Raw genomic sequence first — 17,241 nt, forward strand, 5'->3', positions numbered from 1 at the left:
TTAGTCTTTTGTTGTCATTTTTTTTGTGAAGTTTTCTAAGCTTGATAAGCCGTGCTGTACTTTTACAAGGGCCTCTTTTTTTATAGTGGCAGAGATAACCTTGGCTCCGCTTGTTCCAACCACTACCGAAAAAATTATTGCAAGAAATATGTCAATTATTGCACGCATGGTTAAACCTTCCTTTTTTGTATTCGTTTGATGATTTCTTTAACCGTGGACGGATGCCATGCCCCACCACGTTTAGTTGGTATATTTTTATTATTTAAATATTTTGAGATTTGAGTGAAGTTTTGCCCCTCATTTAATAGGGCCAGCATCTTTTCGATGATCTTTTGCTCGCCTTTATGAACTACGCGTGTAGTTCCAATTAGCTTCTCCCCGTAAGATAAGACAGGTTCTTTTCTTTTAACTTTTTCAATTTCTAGAATCCTTAGAGCATCACTTATTGAGGCTCGAGACCAGTTAGTTTTTTTATGGATTTCATAGCTCGAAAGGTCGTTTTCTAAGTACAGTTTCCGCAAAAGTCCTCTATTCTGAATGGGCTTATTGAAGAAATGAGTAATGATAATGGGAACATACGGTTCCGCATTACAGAGTTCGTCTAGCGGTTCAGATCGCCCTCCATTGACAGTGGCGAACCGCTGGACGAACTCTGTTATTGTAAGTGGCTAATAATACGGGAAAAATAAAGGTTCGTTTAGTTACTCACCACTACTACCAGCACACCTTAGTCGAACTTTCTCTTTTTGGATGGTAATGACGGTTACTTTTCTGAGAGCATATTTTCGCAATATTGAACAAGAAAATATCATCCAGATATGATATTAAATATTGATGGCCACAACAATAGTTCAAAAACATTTTCATCGACTGCAAATTAGTAGAGCTTTAATATTTTTAAAGGATAATCTCGATAAAAAGCTAACATTGGCCGAAATTGCCAGAGCTTCGGGAGCTTCTCAGTATCACTTCATTAGAGTTTTTTCAGCATATACGGGAGAAACGCCCTTTAGTTTTATTGCACGAGAGCGAACTGTACAGGCCTTACAATTACTTATTGAAAGAGCTGAACCAATCATTAATATTTCACAAGCTGTGGGTTTTGATTCATCAAGCTCATTTAATAAAGCATTTAAGCGTATAACAAGCTATAGTCCTTCCGAATTTCGCAATTTGGGAAAAGATTTACAAGAAAGCTTAATTTATAGTCTTAGTATGACACCAAAAACTAAGGAGAAAACTATGAATTTTAAAATGAACCTAACACCAGAGATTATAAAACGAGAGAAGACAGTAATTTATTCGTCCAATGCTACAGGCGGAGAGTTTAAAGATATTGCGCCTCTGGCGTGGGAGAACTTTTTGAAAGTATTAGGAACAATCAAAGAAGATTTAAGCCAATCTGAGTTTCTTGGTGTTGGAACAATGGATAAGTCTGATACGAAACAGGTCTGTAATTATAAAGCGGCTCTTTCAGTGCCTACTGATTCAAAAATTAGTATTCCTGATCTTGAAAAAGAAGAGATACCAGCTTCAAAATATGCCAAGTTCTTACTCGAAGGAACTTACGATAATGTTTGGATTGCCTTTGAAAAAGCATTTGAGGTTATTACTGAGGGAGCTTATGAGTTAGCCGATGCTCCTTGCCTTGAAAATTATTTAAACGATCCTAATGTTACTCCTGAAAATGAGCTTTTAACTGAAATTTTGATACCTATAAAGTAGACCATGAAGAAGATACCTAATTTTTATGATGATTACCCACGAGATGTTTTAAAGAAACTAAAAGAAATTAGAAAGATAATTTTAGAAGTAGCATCCAAAGATAAGCACATTGGCCCTCTTGAAGAAGTTCTTCGTTGGGGGCAGCCAACGTTCTTAACATCTGAAACAAAATCAGGTTCAATGATTAGAATTGACAGGTATAAGAGACAAAATGACAAGGTTGCCCTCTTTTTTCATTGCCAAACTAAATTAGTTAAAATATTTCGATTGAAGTTTGGTAATAATTTAAATTTTGATGGAAATAGAGCAATCATTTTAGATATTAAGGGTACTTTTCCTGTACAGGAAATTAAAGAGTGCATTGGATTGGCCCTTCGATATAATCTTATAAAAGATGATTTTGATGATATTTAGTGGAGCACGTTTATAAATATAATAAACATAAAAAAAGAATTACGAGAACAAAAGAATCTCAAAACTGCTGAGCATAGTAGCCGTTTTTTCAAAACAGGTAAGGGGGAATATGGTTATGGCGATAAGTTTTTAGGTGTCAGAGTTCCTATCATTAGAAAAATAGCTAAAGTAAATACTTCTCTATGCATTACAGAGACAAAGAAATTAATCCGCTCAAAATATCATGAAGAAAGACTACTCGGCCTGATCATTATTGTGAATAAATACAAAAAATCAAAGAACGAATGCGGACAAGAGTCTTTGTATCAATTATACATTACTCATTTTAAATATATTAATAATTGGGATCTAGTAGATGTGACTTGTCCTCATATTATTGGAAAGCATTTGATGAATAAAGATAGGGCCATTCTATATGAATGGGCCAAGTCAGATAATCTCTGGACGAAGAGAATTGCCATGATTACTAATTGGTGGTTTGTAAGAAATGGTGATCTTTCTGACGTTTTTAAAATTTCAAAGATTCTTTTAAGTGATGAACATGATTTAATACATAAGGCCGTTGGATGGATGCTTCGTGAAGCAGGGAAAAAAGAAATTAATAAGTTGGAAAGTTTTCTCAAATCTCATTATATAAAGATGCCTAGGACGATGCTTCGTTATGCAATAGAAAAATTTCCAGAGAAGAAAAGACAAAGATATCTTAAGGGGGAAATTTGAAATATTTTTGTATGACTTCTTGTTTACCAAAAGTTCTTATTAAGTCAAAAATATGAATTATCTAAACTGTAGACAACGCAGTGTCTTCGTTTTATTGTGTTCAGTATCATTTTTAAGTGCTATATCTTTATCATGATGTACAGTGAGATAAAGCCAAGTTTTCAATTACAAAATATTATTGATTGTTATTGGGAGTTTACTGATATTAACTTCAATATAAGTTCTTCAACTAAAGTTATTCCTGATAATAGGGCAGATTTTCTTTTTATCAAAAAATCTCAAAGTTTAAGCCTGTGCGGTTCAATGACAGATTATATTGTTTCATCAAAAAAGGAAATATTTGGTATTAGATTTCGGCCAGAGTTTTTATTTGGATTAATTAAAATACCTTTGTCTGAATTTACAGATAAAATTATAGATGCTGACCTTCTATATAAAGATAGTACAGCCCTTAAATCTATAATGGCTAGCTCGACTAATTTAAAGTCTTTGACCATAGGTTTAGATAAATATTTTTTAAATAGAGTTCAAGATATTAAAATGAACGAACTCGTCTATGAAACGGCAAGGCTGATCGAAAAAGGATCAAAACTAAAAGAGATAAAGCTAAAAATAGGTATCTCAAACCAGCATTTAGGTCGATTATTTCACAAGCATATTGGGCTTTCTCCCAAAAAATTTGAAAAGATAGCAAGATTTCAAAGAATGAAGAATTCTTTAAATGTTGCTGACAATAACTTTTCTGATTTAGCGGTTAAGTTTGGCTATTATGACCAATCACACCTAATAAATGAGTGTAATGAAATTACAGGCAGCACGCCCTATCAGTTTTTTTATTAAATGTTCATTTTTTCCAATACAGGGAAAAAGATAATATTTAAGATTAGGTAAATTATTTAATTAGTAAGGGATAACAATGAAGCTTTCATATTCAATTTTGTACGTTGAAGACATTCAAAGAACTATCAGGTTTTATCAAGAGGCCTTTGGTCTAAAACACAAATTCACCCATGAGAGTGGTGATTATGCTGAAATGGACACAGGAGAAACCACACTGGCATTTTGTAGTCATGGATTAGCAGACATGATTTTAAAGATGCCCTATAAAAAGGCTTCTCAAGATGAGGCTCCATTAGGATCTCAAATTACTTTTGCCCCTGATAATGTTAAAGAGGCCTATAAGAAGGCTATTGATAGTGGAGCAAAATCCATTAGTAAGCCTGAAGTGAAGCCATGGAACTTTGAAGTTGCTGTTCTTAGAGACTTTGATGGGCATATTGTAGAGTTAGCCAAGAACTTAAATCAATGAGTGTCAGCAAGACAGAAAAAGCTTTGAAATCTTTTATAAAAGAGCTTTTTCCAAAAATTGAAGAAGAAAAAAAATATGGTGGAGTTTTATATAAGGCAAAAAGTGGTGACACTTTTTGTGGTATTTTCTCTTATAAGAATCATGTGAGTTTAGAATTTTCTTTTGGAAGTCAGTTAAAGGACACTAAGAAACTTCTTTTAGGCTCTGGTAAGTATAGAAGACACTTAAAATTTAAGTGCGAGAATGATATTTCCTTTCCCATACTAAAAAGCTATTTGAATGAAGCTAGAAAGCAGAATTTGGTTTGAGATTACTTGGAAGTAACACGTAGGAGAAAATCACTTTGATGTAAGATTTTGAGTGAAATTTTCTAGAGAACCAAGACCACCCGAAACTTTGATGATGGCCTCTTTCTTTATATTTGCGGACAGGATTTTCACTCCACTTGCACCCATTGCAACAGAGAAAATTACAGCTAAAGCTACTTCGATAATTGCACGCATGATTAAACCTTCCTTTTTTGTATTCGTTTAATGATTTCTTTAACTGTGGACGGATGCCATGACCCACCACGTTTAGTTGGTATGTTTTTACTATTTAAATATTTTGAGATTTGAGAGAAGTTTTGTCCTTCATCCAGTAAGGCCAGCATCTTCTCGATGACCTTTTCTTCACCTTTGTGAACTACACGCGTAGAACCTATGAGCTTTTCACCATAAGAGAGGACAGATGCTTTTCTGTTTGGTTTTTCAATCCCAAGCGAGCGAAGAGCATCACTAATTGAAGTTCGTGACCAATTAGTTTTTTTATGAATTTCGTAGCTCGAAAGGTCTTTTTCTAGATACAGTTTCCGCAAAAGCCCGCTGTTTTGAATAGGCTTATTAAAGAAATGAGTAATGATAATCGCTACATACGGTTCGGCGTTACAGAGTTCGTCTGGCAAATCGCAGGGTCCACCACTCAACCCATTGAGTGGTGGACTCCTCCAATAAGAACCAAGTTAAGTAATTATAATCATTTAGATAACTAGTCCCAATGGGCGGTTAGCTCATTCTGTCTCCTTCGTCACGCTAAATCACATGTTGTCACATGAGTTGTGCTACTTAAGTGCTACATCTGTGCTACTTTGATTTTTTCCACCCAAATTTTTAGACTACACGTGTAGTTTAGGGGTCTAAATATAGACCTATCTCGATGAATTCATTGGGACTAAGCGTGTAGTTGAAAAGAGCATCTCTAACAATTTTTACGGAGGTGTTTATGAAAAAAATTAAAAAGAAGAAGTACAGAAGAAGTGATGACAAGATCATTACAAAAGAAGCAGGAGTCCTAAAACATTTAAGGGAGTCTAGAAAATTATCAGTTAGGAAGGTCGGAAAAATAATAGATAAGTCTGATACGTGGGTAAGTCACGCAGAGAATGGAAGAAGTGACCTTGATCCTAAAAAGATCCTTCTTCTCTTAAATGTTTATGGGTATAGCTATGAATCTTTTATGGATCTAGTAAATGGAAATAGAGCCATGCCTAGTAATACTTATGCTGAGTGCATAGAGATTTTAAAGAGGCTTGATAAGGAAAAATTGAAGACTGTTAAGAGCATTTTGGAAAGTTTCTAGTCTCAATTTACTCTCAACTACTCAAGAAATAAATACCTATCATTATTAAAACAATCTCTGATGGTTTTAGTTTTCTTATTGAGAGAAGTACAAAACATTTTAAAATAGGCATTTAGTTATGATGAATTAAGCCGATAAGTTTTATAAAGAAACAAACGGAATTACTAATGAAATCGAAATCACAAATTTTTAGAATTTATTTTCTTACATGTGTTGCTCTTCTTCCTATCTTCATTTTGAGTGGGTATTTTATATATCAAGCAAGAGAAAATTCAATAAATGAGAAAGTTAAAAATATTAATTCAATGGCAAAGTCTAAGCAAATTACACTAGAGAATCACCTAGGAAACTATATTAAATCTCTTAAATCAATAACAAAAAATAAATTGCTTTTAAGTTCGGTTAAATCAAAAAAATTTGATAATGGAGCCTATGATTTAATTAAAAAATTTCAAGAAGAAATGTGGGGAGTTTCGCATCATATATTTATTGCTGACACAAAGGGGCATATTATATTGAGCCCACATCATAAAGATAATGTCAAAAGTAGTCATTTAAATCACAGTATAAAGGAATCAAAGTTTTTCAATGGGGCACTTGAAAAAACTACTGTTACAGATTTTTATGGTTTTGAAGAAACGACTCATTATCATCAATTAGTAATGATACCAATAATTTCTGAAGGGAAAACGCTCGGAGTATTAATTTCAGAAATTACAATTAAATACTTTATAGATTTGCTTAAGAAAGATTTTGAGCTTGGTGAAACTGGAGACATATACTTAAGTACCTTAGATTATAAGAAAGTAGTACATTTAAAGAAAGATGAAATCCTAGATGTAAAATCTAACCTTTTGAGTAAAGCTTTTAGTGATGGTGGTAGTTATGGTGAGAATAAATCATTCGGTAGATCTGTTCTTGGTGCTTATATAAAAAGTAAGAAATACCCTTGGCTTCTGGCTGTAGAGATTACCAAAGAAGAAGTAATCGCTCCAATAAATAAAACAGCAAAAGTTTTTGCAATTGCATATAGTATATTTGTTTGCTTCTTTTTAGTAGTTTTAAAATACATTGTTAACCTTTTGAAGAAACCAATTCAGGAAGTAATTAATGAAATTGAAGAAATTTCAAAAAACTCCTCGAGAAACTCAAAAAATATGAATAGTAAAACAAGTGGTTTGTTAGATGGGTCAATGCAATTAGCAGAAGCATTGGTAGAAAATCAAGGGCAATTAGAAAGAGTTGTTGACGGGATTAAACAAGATTCTTTGCTTATCTCTAAATCAGCAAAACGAAGTGAAGAGACTAAGGAAACAGCTAGTAATGGTCGTCAGGTTGTTGATGAGATGACTAATAACATATCGCAAAGTTCTAAAGAAAGTGAGAATGTTCAATTACAAGTAGATGAAGTATTATCTGAAATTACTAAAATTGTTGAATCAATAAGACTTATACAAGAAAAAACAAAATTAATTAATGATATTGTCTTTCAAACAAAACTTCTCTCTTTTAACGCTTCTGTTGAAGCGGCAAGGGCAGGAGAACATGGAAAAGGATTTGCTGTAGTTGCCGAAGAAGTTGGTAACCTTGCAGCAATGTCAGGTAGTGCCTCAATTGAAATACATGAAATGATTGAAGATAGTGTTTCTCAGGTTGAAAAGATAGTTCACTCAAGTAGTAAAAATCTAAAAAATGCAATAGACAATTCAGTTGAAAAGATTTCTCTAACAAAGAAAAGTATTGATAGTTGTAGGAAGCTATTTCTTGAAATATTCACAAATATTAATGATGTGCATGAAAATATTGAAAATATCTCTAAGAGTTCAGAACAAAAAGTTGTTGCTATCGATGAAGTTAATGGGAGATTTATTACTTTGAGAGATGTCTCTGAAAAATCATCTTTAGTTGCAAATGAAATTGGTGAAATTACCTCTAAGTTAGAGGAGGATTCGGATAAGTTAGAGAAAGTTTCAAGTGAACTCAGCAAGAAATTTTAATCATGAGTGTTTTAAGCGTGAATTAAGGAACATTTTTGTAAGGGTATATTTATTTAGTGATATATGTCATTATATAAAGTATGGATAATAAGAATAATGCTGAAGAATTACTGGCTCTAATGGAGTCGGAAAATGAAAAACTTAAGTTAGGCTTGATGACAATTCAATCAAACCTATCTGAATCCGTGAACTTTAATTCTGAAACGGAATTAATATATAAAGAGGTTTTTGATCAATTTTCAGAATTAGTTTCAAGCTCTCATAAAATCTTAGGAAATAGTAATACTCTTAGGGAAAATTTAAAAGAAACAATGAATAGCGCAAATGAAATGATTGATAATGTTCAAGAAATTTCAAATTTCTTAAAAGGTATTCAGGGTGTTGCTAGTCAAACAAATCTTCTCGCTCTCAATGCAACGATCGAAGCTGCTCGTGCCGGAGAAGTAGGCAAGGGGTTTGCTGTTGTGGCAAACGAGGTTAAGGAACTATCTAAACAAACAACAGGGCTTGTGCAAGATGTTGAAAACTCTTTAGATAAAATTAATTTAAGCTCAAACAAAGTTGAGCAAACAATGAATCGAGCTTTGCAGCAGAGTTCAGAAAATAATATTGTTCTTGAGAAGTTTAATACAGACGTTGTTTCGACTAGAGAGAATAATAATATAGCTATTCAAAATGTTCGAAAAAATAGTGATAGAGCTTTCGTTATTCTTGCTAAACTCGATCATGTAATATGGAAGATTAATACATACCTATCAATCTTAAAGAAAAAGTCAGTTTTTCAATTCGTTGATCATCATAACTGCCGTTTGGGAAAATGGTATTATGAGGGGGAAGGCTTGAATAATTTTTCTCAGGTTAGGTCATATGGAGATTTGGAAGCGCCGCATTCAATTGTTCATAATGGAACGAAGTCTATTTTAGAGGCTCTTGAGGATGGTGAATATGACTTAGAGAAGTTTGTAAAAGCAATAGAGGTTATGGAGTCTGGAAGTGAAGGGGTTTTTGATTTTCTAGATTTGATATTAGAGGAGAAAAGTTGATTTCATTTATAGAATATTTTCGAAAAGTTATTGATCTTTTTTCCTTTATGTAACACTGAAAAAGTAGAATGATAGCCTTTAGCCACCTGAACCATCACCCATAACTGCACGGATGACTAATTCAGAGTTAAGTCCACGCTTGCCTAAAATAGAGGTGTCGAATTTATCATTGAATTTAATTTCTTTGATATCGTATGAGTCAATTATTAAGCCTTCTTTAAGCTCGATATAATCAACTTTGTTAATTCGATCACTAGCAAGTTGAATTAACGAAATTTCTTTTTTAGCGTTTATAATTTCGCCAGTATGAAGTTTAATTTCTTTGAAGTCTGAGAATCTTGGTAACACCAAAGATTCTTGGGCCATAACATTAGTTCCCAAGGAAAGAGCGAAAATAAGAATGTATTTATTAAGCTTTTTCATTATTGCAATTCTCCCTTTTCTACAAAAGGCAGAAAAGTACTTGATACCGATGCAGTATAGTGCTTGATGTCACCATTGTACATAGGGTTGTTGTATATTTGATCCTTTCTTTCATTGAAATGCTTTTGATTCAGTTTTTTCAATGCTTTAAGACCCTCCATGTTTGTTGATTCTGTTTGAAAACTCATCCAGTTATGAATTGAACCAGCTTCATCGAGCCGATAGTGCTTCATAGACATCATGACTCTTTTCTTTGTTTCAGCAAAAGAAAGTTTGAAGTTATGGTTTGCTCCAAAATATCTACCATTCTTATCTGCTATCAATAGGCCTTCTTCTACAAGATGATTAAGCCTTTCAACTCCAACCATTCCAAGAGTGTAGGCAACTTCATCTTCTGTTGTTCCTGACTTTGTAGATGCAAGGTTTAAGATTAGGAAATAGTCTTCACTTGTGAAGTACTTTCTATTTTCCTCATCGACAAATTTATACTCTTGATTGTGACTATAGTTAAGATTCATAACCTTCGCTATATCTGGATGATACTCATTCATGTACTTATAAAGAAGCTCATCCTCACCAAGAGAACTAAATATCTTGATAACTGTCTCGGGTTGAGGATTTCCTTTGAGGCCAATAAGCCTTCTCAAAGTGGTATATGGTACGGTTGTTTTATCTGCTACACTTTGAAGGTTTAAGTTGGGTCTTTTTGATAAATAGCCATCCACACAGTTTTTCACCTGTTCACATTTTCTTTGATTAATGTCTTCATTTAGATTTATCGTTTCGATAATTAATCCCTAAAAGCACGTCAAATGCGATGTTTATTGCTATTTCTTATCTTATGCGTAGCAATGGCAAAATACTTTGTAAAATAAAATCCAGCTAATTTAGATAAATTTTACCACCATGGTGATATGCATTACGGAATATTAAGCACTTATAAAAAAGAAAAATCTAAATAATCACCATGGCGTTTAAAAATGCCTTTTAAATCAAATCACATTGTAGATTTTAAAATCCCTTCATAGATTAACTCTACTGAAAACATAACTTTTATTTTGGTTAGGAAAATTAAAATAAATAAGTGCGTGTTTAAAAAGAACATCAGAGGGTGAGATCAAACTGTAGGATGCCTTGAGTAGACCTTGAAGTTAAACAAAAATATCACCGGCCTTTGAAGTCTTTTTCAAGCATCGAGCTTTCTACATTTTTATTGGAGGAAATTAGAAATGAAAAAGACAACGAAAGAAATCAAACATTACTTTAGAGAAATTCTAGGAACTCTTTCTGTTAAAGAAATCATGTCAAACAACCAGTTGATTGCAAGAGCGACAAGAATTGAACGTCTAATTGTTGAATCAATCTAGGAGAGGAAAGAGAAATGAAATCGTTAAGAAAAGAAGTATTAGAGTTTATCAGTACAATTTCAAAGAGAGAGCTTAAGAAGAATCCAGATCTAAGAAGAAAACTAAAAGATCTAAATAGATATCTTAAGGACTCTTATTCGTCAGAGAACAGAGAAATTTTAAAGTACTTAAATGCTGAGTTACTAACAGCAAACTAATTTGGAGAGAAAATGAAATTATTTATATTATTATTGATTACAGTTAATTTAGTATCTTGCTCTGTTAAATCAGACGGAGAGGAAACAAGCCAAGAAGTCAGTCGAACGGATGGAATTAGTGCTTCTTCTGACTCGGACGGTGATCTGATGAATGACAAGGAAGAGGTAGATCTTGGAAGAAACCCTCTTATCGCAGATTTACCAGATATTAGAGTAAGGTTTCTACAAAATTATAAGATTACAGTTCATTATAAAGATCTTGCATCGGAAGAAGAGGGAGACTTTGTAATTGATACAAAAGTTGGCGCAAATGATCCAAGCTTCAAATATAGGGTTGGAAATGTATTTCTAAGAGAAAATAGCTATAAGACAGCAGCTTCAATAGGGAAGTTTGCTGATCATAGCTGGGGAGATTATAGAGAGCATGATTTATCATGGGTTAAGTACCCAGATATTGATCAAAAGTTTTTCCAAGAAAATGTCATGAGGTATAGCAAGTACTTTGATGCTGACAAGTTTGAAATAACAAATGTTCAGATTGAACTTGAAAACTCAATAAAGCTAAAGGCCAATACCGATTATAAGGAAATATCAAACCCTGAAGTCTCTTTTAGATTTTATAATTACGAATCTGAAAACTTTGAAGTTATTCATTCAGAGAAAATCGAACGAACAATTGTGTCAGGAGTGAACGAAACTTTAACCGTTAAACTTGAAAATGTTAATCCAAAATTAGTATCTGAAAACTATTTTAAAAAAGGTGAGTTTATTATCTCTGAGATGACAAACTATGAAATACCTAAGATTGAATCAGATTATATGACTTTGATTACAAGTGTTAAGAGTAAGACCGTCCCTGTTGTTTATAATACTCCACTGGAAACTGAGGTTCGTTATGTGTCTACAGGGAGTGGAGTTAAGGTAAACAATGTTCTTGAGATCCTTTTTGGTAAAAAATATGTTGTAGAAAATGAAAAAATCACGGCAATCAATCAATTTCAAAATAACTTGCCTCAGTATACTTATTTAAGCGAATTAAGGGATCACGACAAAAAGGGAAGTTGGTTTGTTTTTACTAATAGGTTAAATAAACACTACCTTCAGCATGACTTTACTAACAAAGATGTGCTTTCTTTATCTTATATACTAGGGAAAGATCTAGCTTCGCAAGTAGAGGAAAAGGTTTTTAGTTATAGGGAAGAAGTTGAAACAACTGATCATTATCAATCATACATTTTAGGTAATATTCAACCTAATTCAGAAGTATCATTCTTTCTTGAGTCTAAAAGGTTATTTGGTGAAAAAATTAAGCACTGGACTGATATCTTTAGAAATAGAGGATGTGGAGGTCGTAGAAACTGCGTGAGCTTTCCTTTTAGATGTGATGTCTCATTCAATATTTTTGAATCTCTCGAAACAGGACTAAGTTTTAGCAAGGAACTTAATGGTGAGATCTCAAGGATTGAGCTTTCAATCAATGGAGAACTATTCAATCTTGTACAGCTTATAAATGAGAAGAAGGTTAGGCTTACTTGGAGTGATTTAGGGGTTTCTATTAATGTAAAAAACATAAATGCAATAAAAGAAATTTCAAACACTGATGAAAATGTTCTCAGCCTTAAATTAAATGCATTACGTGAAAGTCACTTTAATGGTGTGAAGTTAACTAATATGAGTGGAAAAGCCTATTATCAGTGTCCAAGTATTGTTACGAATGTTGCTGGTCATAACAAATGGCCACTATCAGTAGAATCCCAGAAATTTAATGAATGGGCAGGAACAGTAAGATGGGACCTTGTTCAAAGAGGAAATAGAAAGAACTTAATTCAGATGTTTTCTGTCGGTATCACAAGTGTGATTTCAAATTTTCATAACTAAGAGGTAACTATGAGAATGATAAAAAATAAACTCGTTGATATCTCTATTTGGATATCAACATCATTAATAACATTGGCAGGGAGCTTTATGCTCCCAACCAATAATGCCTATGCTTTTTCAAAGTTAAAGAATGGATTTGAGACAATAACAAATAATTATCTGATGCCTCTTTCAACTGCTGTTGCTGGAGCAGCATTAATACTATTTGTCATATTGTCGTACTTTAAACAGGAAGTTTATCTAAAAAATGTTGGAACAGTCTTTGCCTTGGCCATTATATCAACTGTGGGACTTGAGGTAATAACAACATTAAACCAAAGTTTTAGTTAGAGGTAATTATGAAAAACTCAGTATATCCAGCTCTCTTAAATAAGAGGGCAAGGATCTTTGCATCCTTAAATAGGCAAGACTTGATAATTTTGGGCTGCAATTACTTAATTTTATCAAAAATGGGAGTCTCTGGAATCCAAACGCTACTGATCAGCGTTCTTGTTCTGGCAGTATCTAAAATCTTTCAGGGAAGAGTAGAACTAGGATTTTTTAGAAATATTTTTTCTAGAAGAATTATTAAATGGAATGGCAGCCTTAATACGGTTGGGAGGTCTTATGAGTAATTATAAGTTTCCAATTGCTGACTGTATCCAGAATGAACTTGTGTCCATGGATGGGGATAGGTCATTTTTCTATGAATTAAGAGGCGTTGATCTTGAGCAACTTGACGAAATTGAATTAAGTAATCTTTTTTCGTTAATAGAGAAAAGACTTAATAATCTTAAAGAAGAGCAGTGGATTAAATTCTATCAATTAAACGGTAAATGCTACTTAAATACATCTTTATTGAATAGTTGTTTAGGACTTGAAGTTCTCCCAGTTACTGATCCTTTACATACTTTCTTTGAGGGGAAGGATATCTATTCTGATATTGGTATTTACGATGATTATCTTCTGTTTAATGGGAAATATAGAAGGGTGATAAGTGTAAAGTCATTTCCAGAAGAGGAGATTGATGAATACTTTCTTCCTAAGGATATCAACTACTGTATTTCTTTTAGAAAGAAACAAAATTCTAAGGCGCTTAAAGAATTGGATAAGATTAGGTCTGCTCATAGTACTGGACTCTCTAAAAATAAAAGAGACTTTGAAAGTGAAGGCGCATACTCACAAGCCGAAAACCTTATTTCTGATTTAACTAGTGGAAATGAATCCTTGTTTGATATGGAACTATATTTTTTACCAATGGCACTATCTTTGGAGGAACTAAATAGTAATACTCAAGTCTTATTAGAAGATCTAACAACAAAAGGAGTAATACCTTTTGTTGAAGGTCATTCTATAAAAGGACTCAAAAGTGGTTTGTTTCAAATCTATAAAGAGATCATTGTAGGGGTTAAGCCAAGTTTTAAATATAGAGGTATCCCAAATAAAACGGGACATTTAAAATACCTATTACCAATTCATAAGTCTGGTTTGATGAATGAAGGGATAGAGTTTTTAGATATTACTGATAATGATATATTCTTAAATCCATTCTCTAAGAAATTTAAAAGTAGAAATATGCTTGTTACTGGTGCGACTGGTGGAGGGAAGTCGGTTCTTGTAAATAAAATGGTTCACGCACTTGCACCGAATCACCCTGTGGTAATTCTTGATAAGGGAGGCTCTTTCAAAAAGCTTTGTCTCTATCACAGTGGTTATAACTTAGAGTCTGGCATCAATCCTATGGACTTTAAGTGTCCATATTACTTAAGAGAGTTTGTTTTATCAGTAGTTGATAAAGAAAAGTTTAGGAAACTAGAAAAAGGACTACTTCTAAAAGAAATAAAACTTTTTCTTGAAAATGACAATAGATCCTTCTTTGAACTGATAGGTCACCTTGAAACTAACTTTAAGGGTTTATCTTTATACTTTGAGGATATAAAAGACTTCATTACTGAATCAACTAAGGAAACGAACAAGTTTCTCTATGTTGATATTGAGAACTTTCCAAAGACACAAATTGCGCCATTAATAATCTATATCCTTGAGTATTTTAAAAATATTGATCAAGGTCAGAAGGTACTTGTTTTTGATGAATGTTGGAGCTTTCTAAAAGATCATGGAGATTATATTGATGAATGCTTTAGGACGTTTAGAAAGTCAGGAGCATTTCCAATTGCAATATCTCAAGGTCTTGGTGATTTTTCTTCGTTAAGTTCTGATCTCTATTCATCTATTACAAACAATTCCTTTTTTAAGGTCTTCTTTCCACAGGAATATATTGAAGACAAGGATATATCAGAATTTGATAACTCTAGGATTTCATCACTTCAATATGAGAAGGGCCAATATTCAGAGTGCTATCTTAAGACCCAAGATGGAAAGATTAAAAAGATTCTACGGATATTCCTGTCACCCCTAGAGCTAGAGTTATTTCATACTGAGTATGGGCGAAGTCAGAACCTTTTTAAGTTCTTTGAAGATCATAAGAATTATTTTTCTACTAATAGAGAAATAATCAATGCATTTGTGAGGTTACATCATGAAAGCGCATAGTGTTGTACTGATTCTTGTACTTTGTGGAAATGTTAGGGCATCAACATTTTTTATGCCTGATAGCGATACTGCTGCATTAATATCTTTGGTCTCAAATACTGCAAGTACAGTATCAAATACACTTAAGATTTTAGAAGTTGCAAAGAAAACTAGTGACCAGATTGATAAATATAATTTTTTGGCAATGAGAAGATACTTTGTTGCACGAAGAATTGCTCAACACACTAGTGACATTATTGCAGCGACAAAGATGAAACCTAAAGGGTTAAGAGAAATCAATCATGTCATGCTAACTCTTAAAATGAATCTCAAAGGATTAAAGTCCAATTTAGATTTCATGGCCATGGATGTTTATCAAGCTGAGGATTTTACTAATCGTTACTGGGATAAAGTAGCCAATTCTATGCAAGATGAGAATGAAGCTCATAGACAAGAGATCTCAAGTGCAAATGAAGGAACTATGAGTAAGCATGTGCAAAATACAGCAATGAATACTGCTATGAGTACTAAGGTTTTAACAAAGATTAGAAGAGACAACATTGAGTACCAAAGAAATGATATTGCTCTAAAGAAAGGTGATGCCAAAGAAAAGCTTAGAAGAGAGGAGTTTTACAAAAGCTGGATGGGACTACAAAAATCAAATGAAGATCTTTTAGATACCGAGGCAAAGTTATGACTAACACAATATATGATCTTTTGATGATTACTAGTTTTGATCCTGATAGCCTGATTGAGGAGTATAGGGTCTTCTTTTTATCTCTTCTTCCTGGAATGTTCATCTTTGCATGTCTCATTGAGTACTTTGATAGGATGAATGTCTTTGAATTGGTAAAGAGGGCCTTGGTCGCAGTGATTATTATGGCCAGTGTTACGAGTTTTTATAAAGTATCAATTCGTTATTCTATAGATGCTGCCAATACTAAATTTGAACAACAGAAGGGCTCCAACATTCTCCTTATGGATATGTTTGAGGCATCTAGCTATTTTGACAAAATTGATAAAAACAAAAAGGACAGGTTCTTTAAAGATAATACTCTGTTTAAAGGAACATTAAAGTTTGTTAAATACCATTTCTTTGATTCATTTATTAATGATGGATTCACTATTGGAGTGTATTTCTTAAGTCAGCTCTGCTTTATTCTTTTAAAGGTTGTGTATTCATTAGTCTATTACCTTGGTTACGGCCTTGTTGGAATTCCTGTATTGATTTACCTATTTCCCACCATGGGAAATGTTTTGAGAGGTGGAATTCTAAGTTATCTATGGTGTCTAATCGTTCCACATGTTCTGGTTTTTGTTCTATCAATGATTGGAAGTGAGATTAATAGAGGCTATCAAGTAGGGCAGATAATTGGAGGTAGTGCTACAGGTACAATCCTCTTATTTACCTTAACTTTATTTATTGCTTTTACTCCTTTTATTACGATGATGCTGATTAATGGCTCAGGAATAGCACAAGCTGGAGGAATAATTTCTTTAATGGGTGGTAACTTTATTAAGAGTCTTCCCTCAAAAGGTGTTAATGCAGGTGCAACGGTTCTAACAGGTGGTGCACTTGGCCCAAAATCTACTATAGCAAAAAATATTGTAGGGTTTGGAGCTGGTACTGCAATGAAAGGTTTATCTGGTGCTGGCAATCAATTTAAATCGGCCCTAAGTAACTTGAGAAGTAGTTTTTCAAATAGTTCAAATAATACAGTAAGTCCGCAAAGTCATAGTAGCTCCAGCAGTAACTCAAACACTAATAGTAGTTCGTCCTCTGGTATGAGCTCAAAATTTAGATCTTCAAATCAAACACAAGTAAGAGAAGGTGGAAACAATGTTAAACAGCAAGAAATCAAAACAAGATCCAGAGAGACTAATAAGTCTGGAACAAACAATAGGCAGTCTGAAAAGACCAATAATAATTATCGCACTAGTCGGAGTAATAGCAAATCTCAGCCTGTTAGGACTAGAAATCATGGTGCTCAGGCAAGAAGGAGAAAAGGTAAGTTATAACACTTTTGAGGTCTGTCATAT

The 17,241-nt window shown here is 33.3% G+C and carries 23 protein-coding genes; 17 read left to right on the forward strand and 6 right to left on the reverse strand.

The annotated features are described in order from the left end of the window. Together DPQ89_RS18565 and DPQ89_RS17155 are read right to left on the reverse strand one after the other, a co-directional pair. On the reverse strand, nucleotides 1-168 hold the full coding sequence (locus DPQ89_RS18565; RefSeq protein ID WP_164848503.1) for a hypothetical protein: 168 nt from the start codon (nucleotides 166-168) through the stop codon (nucleotides 1-3). Nucleotides 169-170: 2 nt separating this feature from the next. Beyond that, entirely contained in the window at nucleotides 171-521 is a 351-nt protein-coding gene (locus DPQ89_RS17155) for a recombinase family protein (protein WP_127718261.1), read from the reverse strand. Nucleotides 522-834: 313 nt separating this feature from the next. Between DPQ89_RS17155 and DPQ89_RS17160 the strand changes: the two genes are divergently transcribed. The 6 genes from DPQ89_RS17160 (at nucleotide 835) to DPQ89_RS17185 (ending at nucleotide 4,476) form a co-directional block, all read left to right on the forward strand. After that, on the forward strand, nucleotides 835-1,725 hold the full coding sequence (locus DPQ89_RS17160; protein ID WP_127718262.1) for a GyrI-like domain-containing protein: 891 nt from the start codon (nucleotides 835-837) through the stop codon (nucleotides 1,723-1,725). Nucleotides 1,726-1,728: 3 nt separating this feature from the next. Beyond that, nucleotides 1,729-2,139 (forward strand): DUF1801 domain-containing protein, encoded by a 411-nt coding sequence (locus DPQ89_RS17165; RefSeq protein ID WP_127718263.1) that lies wholly within the window; start codon nucleotides 1,729-1,731, stop codon nucleotides 2,137-2,139. Nucleotides 2,140-2,166: 27 nt separating this feature from the next. Further along, nucleotides 2,167-2,859 (forward strand): DNA alkylation repair protein, encoded by a 693-nt coding sequence (locus DPQ89_RS17170; RefSeq protein ID WP_241558878.1) that lies wholly within the window; start codon nucleotides 2,167-2,169, stop codon nucleotides 2,857-2,859. A 132-nt stretch (nucleotides 2,860-2,991) separates the two neighbouring features. Then, a complete protein-coding gene (locus DPQ89_RS17175; RefSeq protein ID WP_127718265.1) occupies nucleotides 2,992-3,699 on the forward strand; it encodes a helix-turn-helix domain-containing protein in 708 nt (235 codons plus the stop codon). A 76-nt stretch (nucleotides 3,700-3,775) separates the two neighbouring features. After that, nucleotides 3,776-4,168, forward strand: a complete 393-nt coding sequence (locus DPQ89_RS17180; RefSeq protein ID WP_127718266.1) for a VOC family protein — start codon at nucleotides 3,776-3,778, stop codon at nucleotides 4,166-4,168. Nucleotides 4,169-4,191: 23 nt separating this feature from the next. After that, nucleotides 4,192-4,476 (forward strand): DUF1801 domain-containing protein, encoded by a 285-nt coding sequence (locus DPQ89_RS17185; protein WP_206611188.1) that lies wholly within the window; start codon nucleotides 4,192-4,194, stop codon nucleotides 4,474-4,476. Nucleotides 4,477-4,506: 30 nt separating this feature from the next. Here DPQ89_RS17185 and DPQ89_RS18570 read toward each other — a convergent pair whose 3' ends face one another. Continuing rightward, nucleotides 4,507-4,671: a hypothetical protein gene (locus DPQ89_RS18570; RefSeq protein WP_164848505.1), complete on the reverse strand. Its 165-nt coding sequence runs from the start codon at nucleotides 4,669-4,671 to the stop codon at nucleotides 4,507-4,509. 2 nt (nucleotides 4,672-4,673) lie between these two features. Beyond that, nucleotides 4,674-5,024: a recombinase family protein gene (locus DPQ89_RS17190; protein WP_127718268.1), complete on the reverse strand. Its 351-nt coding sequence runs from the start codon at nucleotides 5,022-5,024 to the stop codon at nucleotides 4,674-4,676. A gap of 404 nt (nucleotides 5,025-5,428) precedes the next feature. Between DPQ89_RS17190 and DPQ89_RS17195 the strand changes: the two genes are divergently transcribed. From DPQ89_RS17195 to DPQ89_RS18800, 3 genes are all read left to right on the forward strand, one after another. Beyond that, entirely contained in the window at nucleotides 5,429-5,785 is a 357-nt protein-coding gene (locus tag DPQ89_RS17195) for a helix-turn-helix transcriptional regulator (protein ID WP_127718269.1), read from the forward strand. A 167-nt stretch (nucleotides 5,786-5,952) separates the two neighbouring features. After that, nucleotides 5,953-7,782, forward strand: a complete 1,830-nt coding sequence (locus DPQ89_RS17200) for a methyl-accepting chemotaxis protein (protein ID WP_127718270.1) — start codon at nucleotides 5,953-5,955, stop codon at nucleotides 7,780-7,782. Nucleotides 7,783-7,862: 80 nt separating this feature from the next. Then, the gene (locus tag DPQ89_RS18800; protein ID WP_127718271.1) at nucleotides 7,863-8,825 is read left to right on the forward strand and encodes a methyl-accepting chemotaxis protein; all 963 of its coding nucleotides are present in this window, start codon (nucleotides 7,863-7,865) and stop codon (nucleotides 8,823-8,825) included. A 78-nt stretch (nucleotides 8,826-8,903) separates the two neighbouring features. Here the strand turns inward: DPQ89_RS18800 and DPQ89_RS17210 are convergent, their stop codons facing one another. Both DPQ89_RS17210 and DPQ89_RS17215 read right to left on the reverse strand, forming a co-directional pair. Beyond that, nucleotides 8,904-9,248: a hypothetical protein gene (locus DPQ89_RS17210; RefSeq protein ID WP_127718272.1), complete on the reverse strand. Its 345-nt coding sequence runs from the start codon at nucleotides 9,246-9,248 to the stop codon at nucleotides 8,904-8,906. After that, the gene (locus DPQ89_RS17215; protein WP_127718273.1) at nucleotides 9,248-9,985 is read right to left on the reverse strand and encodes a hypothetical protein; all 738 of its coding nucleotides are present in this window, start codon (nucleotides 9,983-9,985) and stop codon (nucleotides 9,248-9,250) included. The genes DPQ89_RS17210 and DPQ89_RS17215 overlap by 1 nt, the downstream gene beginning before the upstream one ends. Before the next feature lie 492 nt (nucleotides 9,986-10,477). Here DPQ89_RS17215 and DPQ89_RS18575 point away from each other — a divergent pair, with 492 nt between their 5' ends. From DPQ89_RS18575 to DPQ89_RS17250, 8 genes are read left to right on the forward strand one after another with little or no spacing between them, the layout of a single operon-like run. Next, nucleotides 10,478-10,615 carry a hypothetical protein gene (locus DPQ89_RS18575; RefSeq protein WP_164848507.1) on the forward strand — a complete coding sequence of 46 codons (138 nt, stop codon included), beginning with the start codon at nucleotides 10,478-10,480 and terminating at the stop codon, nucleotides 10,613-10,615. Between the two features lie 14 nt (nucleotides 10,616-10,629). Beyond that, a complete protein-coding gene (locus DPQ89_RS17220; RefSeq protein ID WP_127718274.1) occupies nucleotides 10,630-10,812 on the forward strand; it encodes a hypothetical protein in 183 nt (60 codons plus the stop codon). Between the two features lie 12 nt (nucleotides 10,813-10,824). Beyond that, nucleotides 10,825-12,690, forward strand: coding sequence for a hypothetical protein (locus tag DPQ89_RS17225; protein WP_127718275.1), 1,866 nt, complete (start codon nucleotides 10,825-10,827; stop codon nucleotides 12,688-12,690). Nucleotides 12,691-12,699: 9 nt separating this feature from the next. After that, entirely contained in the window at nucleotides 12,700-13,020 is a 321-nt protein-coding gene (locus DPQ89_RS17230; protein ID WP_127718276.1) for a hypothetical protein, read from the forward strand. 8 nt (nucleotides 13,021-13,028) lie between these two features. Continuing rightward, nucleotides 13,029-13,304 carry a hypothetical protein gene (locus DPQ89_RS17235; RefSeq protein ID WP_127718277.1) on the forward strand — a complete coding sequence of 92 codons (276 nt, stop codon included), beginning with the start codon at nucleotides 13,029-13,031 and terminating at the stop codon, nucleotides 13,302-13,304. Further along, a complete protein-coding gene (locus DPQ89_RS17240; protein ID WP_164848509.1) occupies nucleotides 13,297-15,222 on the forward strand; it encodes a VirB4 family type IV secretion system protein in 1,926 nt (641 codons plus the stop codon). Before DPQ89_RS17235 ends, DPQ89_RS17240 begins: the two co-directional genes overlap by 8 nt. After that, nucleotides 15,209-15,898 carry a hypothetical protein gene (locus DPQ89_RS17245; RefSeq protein ID WP_127718279.1) on the forward strand — a complete coding sequence of 230 codons (690 nt, stop codon included), beginning with the start codon at nucleotides 15,209-15,211 and terminating at the stop codon, nucleotides 15,896-15,898. Before DPQ89_RS17240 ends, DPQ89_RS17245 begins: the two co-directional genes overlap by 14 nt. Continuing rightward, complete coding sequence (locus DPQ89_RS17250; RefSeq protein ID WP_127718280.1) at nucleotides 15,895-17,220, forward strand: hypothetical protein; 1,326 nt, start codon at nucleotides 15,895-15,897, stop codon at nucleotides 17,218-17,220. Before DPQ89_RS17245 ends, DPQ89_RS17250 begins: the two co-directional genes overlap by 4 nt. The last annotated feature ends 21 nt before the right edge of the window (nucleotides 17,221-17,241 follow it).

The organism is Halobacteriovorax sp. HLS (genome assembly GCF_004006665.1).
Taxonomy (GTDB): Bacteria; Bdellovibrionota; Bacteriovoracia; order Bacteriovoracales; family Bacteriovoracaceae; genus Halobacteriovorax.

Excerpts from the sequence above, each read along its gene's own strand:
- DPQ89_RS17250 (WP_127718280.1), top strand. The coding sequence starts at position 15,895 with ATGACTAACACAATATATGATCTTTTGATGATTACTAGTTTTGATCCT.
- DPQ89_RS17165 (WP_127718263.1), top strand. The coding sequence starts at position 1,729 with ATGAAGAAGATACCTAATTTTTATGATGATTACCCACGAGATGTTTTA.
- DPQ89_RS18575 (WP_164848507.1), top strand. The coding sequence starts at position 10,478 with ATGAAAAAGACAACGAAAGAAATCAAACATTACTTTAGAGAAATTCTA.
- DPQ89_RS17220 (WP_127718274.1), top strand. The coding sequence starts at position 10,630 with ATGAAATCGTTAAGAAAAGAAGTATTAGAGTTTATCAGTACAATTTCA.
- DPQ89_RS17245 (WP_127718279.1), top strand. The coding sequence starts at position 15,209 with ATGAAAGCGCATAGTGTTGTACTGATTCTTGTACTTTGTGGAAATGTT.
- DPQ89_RS18565 (WP_164848503.1), bottom strand. The coding sequence starts at position 168 with ATGCGTGCAATAATTGACATATTTCTTGCAATAATTTTTTCGGTAGTG.
- DPQ89_RS18570 (WP_164848505.1), bottom strand. The coding sequence starts at position 4,671 with ATGCGTGCAATTATCGAAGTAGCTTTAGCTGTAATTTTCTCTGTTGCA.
- DPQ89_RS18800 (WP_127718271.1), top strand. The coding sequence starts at position 7,863 with ATGGATAATAAGAATAATGCTGAAGAATTACTGGCTCTAATGGAGTCG.
- DPQ89_RS17195 (WP_127718269.1), top strand. The coding sequence starts at position 5,429 with ATGAAAAAAATTAAAAAGAAGAAGTACAGAAGAAGTGATGACAAGATC.
- DPQ89_RS17175 (WP_127718265.1), top strand. The coding sequence starts at position 2,992 with ATGATGTACAGTGAGATAAAGCCAAGTTTTCAATTACAAAATATTATT.
- DPQ89_RS17210 (WP_127718272.1), bottom strand. The coding sequence starts at position 9,248 with ATGAAAAAGCTTAATAAATACATTCTTATTTTCGCTCTTTCCTTGGGA.
- DPQ89_RS17160 (WP_127718262.1), top strand. The coding sequence starts at position 835 with ATGGCCACAACAATAGTTCAAAAACATTTTCATCGACTGCAAATTAGT.
- DPQ89_RS17180 (WP_127718266.1), top strand. The coding sequence starts at position 3,776 with ATGAAGCTTTCATATTCAATTTTGTACGTTGAAGACATTCAAAGAACT.
- DPQ89_RS17235 (WP_127718277.1), top strand. The coding sequence starts at position 13,029 with ATGAAAAACTCAGTATATCCAGCTCTCTTAAATAAGAGGGCAAGGATC.
- DPQ89_RS17225 (WP_127718275.1), top strand. The coding sequence starts at position 10,825 with ATGAAATTATTTATATTATTATTGATTACAGTTAATTTAGTATCTTGC.
- DPQ89_RS17200 (WP_127718270.1), top strand. The coding sequence starts at position 5,953 with ATGAAATCGAAATCACAAATTTTTAGAATTTATTTTCTTACATGTGTT.
- DPQ89_RS17230 (WP_127718276.1), top strand. The coding sequence starts at position 12,700 with ATGAGAATGATAAAAAATAAACTCGTTGATATCTCTATTTGGATATCA.
- DPQ89_RS17240 (WP_164848509.1), top strand. The coding sequence starts at position 13,297 with ATGAGTAATTATAAGTTTCCAATTGCTGACTGTATCCAGAATGAACTT.